The organism is Candidatus Culexarchaeum yellowstonense (assembly GCF_024707025.1).
GTDB lineage: Archaea > Thermoproteota > Methanomethylicia > Culexarchaeales > Culexarchaeaceae > Culexarchaeum.
Genome location: NZ_JANGFQ010000120.1, coordinates 1 through 2,478 on the forward strand (window position 1 = coordinate 1; position 2,478 = coordinate 2,478).

Here is a 2,478-nt window from a genome sequence, read left to right on the forward strand (position 1 = left end):
CGTATGGTCCTTTCATGAGCTTTCTTGAGGCTTCCACAAAGTATGCTATTTCAACTTTACCCGCTATCTCCAGTAGTTCTTCTTCTAGGTTTAGTAGTTCAAGTTTGCATCCACTACAACTTGCAAATTTGAATATTGCAATTTTCATATGTATTTCACCTCGAAGTACCTCTTTATTTTTGTGTATTGGAATACTGGGCCATCTCTACATACGAAGAATGGTCCAACTTGACAGTGTCCGCATTGCCCTATACCGCATCTCATGCGTCTCTCCATGGATATGTATATTCTTGATGCATCTAGCCCCTTCTTCTCCATAAGATCTTTCACTGTGAATTTCATCATGATTTCTGGTCCGCATACCATTGCTATGGTGTTTTTCGGGTTTACTTCTACTTTTGGTATTAGTGTTGTTACAACCCCTACATTCCCAGTCCATTTCTCATCCCCCTTATCCACTGTTACATGGAATTCGCAATCTTCTATTTTGTTATACTCTTCAAATTCCCTTCTGTATAGTAGGTCTTGCGGTGTTCTTGCACCATACAATATCATCAATTTACCATATTCTGATCTATTCCTCTTGACTTCCATTATTACTGGTCTTAGTGGGGCTAACCCTATTCCGCCCGCAACTATCAGTATATCTTGCTTTCTACTTTCATTTAATGGCCATGCGTTTCCATAAGGCCCCCTTAAACCAATTATTTCTCCTTCCCTCATTTTACTTAGCATTCTGGTTACTGCCCCAACAAACCTTATTGTGTGCATAATTTCCCCATCTTCCATTCCACTAATGGATATTGGCACTTCCCCTCCTCCATAGGGGTATAGTATGTTGAACTGTCCAGGAGCCCCCCTAATTTCATCTTCTAATGGCTTTATGTGATATGTGTATGTGTCCTTCGTTTCCTGCGTTATCCTACTTATTAATGCTTTTTTCAGTATATATTCCTTGTAAACCATCATTTACACCCCCCAGAAGCTTTTTTAACATTTTCCCTTATGTCTATTCCAGCTGGACACCAAGTTATGCATCTTCCACATCCAACGCATCCAAAAACGTCAAACTGCTTTTTCCAGTATGAGAATTTATGTAGCATCCATTGCCTATACATTGCCCATATTTCAGGTCTGAAGTGTCCTCCAGCAACTTCAGCATATTTGTATGTGAAGCAGCTATCCCAGTATCTCACTCTGTCAACGTATTCGTCTAGGTGTGATTTATCATATATGTCGAAGCAGAAACATGTTGGACATACCATTGTGCAATTTCCACATGCGAGGCACTTCTCAGATAACTCTTTCCATAGGTTTTCGTTTGCAATGTTTATTTCAAGTTTTTCCGGTAGGTTTGTTGTTGTGAATTGTGCTTTTGCTTTTTCATATGCTTCATCCATCACTTTGATGAATTCAGCTATAACTTCATTTGATGCTGGTTTTAAAGTTTCCAATCCCTTCAATATTTCCTCCCCCTTAACGCTTCCAGCTTCAAATAATACTTTACCATTTATCCTTGTGTATGCTATGTCGAAGTTTTCAGCGGCTCTGGGACCTGCCCCCATCGTGGCGCAGAAGCATGTTTTCCCAGGATTTGTGCAGTTTTCCACTATTATCGTTATCTTCTCTCTTTGGGCATTATAGTATGCATCTTTATTCCATGTGAACGTTTTATCCATAACTCTTATTGCTGCTACATCGCATGGTTTTATGCCAAAAAACACAATTTCTTTCGGGTCATAATTGTATGGCTTTATTTCAAGTCCCTTTTCTACCCTAACTATTTTTAATGCTGGTGGATGTAGATACCTCTTTGGGGAATCGAAACCATGTCTAAAGAAGTTTCCTTGCATTAATCTGTATTTGCCGGGTTCTTGGTAATCCTCCACTCCTCTCGGTATTTCATCGTAATTATTTAATTCACAGTATCTTATGGCGATTTCCCCATCTGGGATCTTTGGTCCTATTATCGTTGTTTTTCCTTTAAATTTGTTAAAGAGCGTTTTTAGGTCGTTTTCAGAGCCCATCATGATGACACTTTTCATGGATAGCCCCTCTACTCCCCATATAATTTGTTCAAACACCTTTACGTCATCATTAATATAATATTTTCCATTGGTCACTTCTCTTACACTATTTGAGTTGCTTGACGTAACCCATATTTTGAAGTTTAGATCTCCTCATATAAATTTCTATGATTAATAATATTGCATTTCGCTGATATTGCAAGTTCCATTCATAAGGTTTAACTTTAGTTTTCACAATATTTATTTATGGACTTTCAGTTTTGGGTGGTATTGCTTGTCTGTTAATATAAGCATATTTCTTTTATTTGCTTTCACAGTTTTTCTTGGATATTTGGGGAACCTATTTTATGTTAAAACTAAGGTTCCAGATGTGATTTGGCTTTTACTTTTCGGTTTTATTATTGGTCCAGTATTTAAATTGTATGATCCTGAACCATTTATAAGGGCTTCT

The 2,478-nt window shown here is 37.8% G+C and carries 2 protein-coding genes and 1 pseudogene; all 3 read right to left on the reverse strand.

What is annotated here, in order from left to right; translation table 11 throughout:
* Positions 1 to 148 (reverse strand): annotated as a pseudogene (locus MRT15_RS12610) (oxidoreductase); the annotation flags it as partial.
* Positions 145 to 969, reverse strand: coding sequence for an FAD/NAD(P)-binding protein (locus MRT15_RS09330; protein WP_304329818.1), 825 nt, complete (start codon positions 967 to 969; stop codon positions 145 to 147). The gene MRT15_RS09330 and the pseudogene MRT15_RS12610, both read right to left, overlap by 4 nt.
* Entirely contained in the window at positions 966 to 2,045 is a 1,080-nt protein-coding gene (locus tag MRT15_RS09335) for a 4Fe-4S dicluster domain-containing protein (RefSeq protein WP_304329819.1), read from the reverse strand. The genes MRT15_RS09330 and MRT15_RS09335 overlap by 4 nt, the downstream gene beginning before the upstream one ends.
* Positions 2,046 to 2,478: the final 433 nt, after the last annotated feature.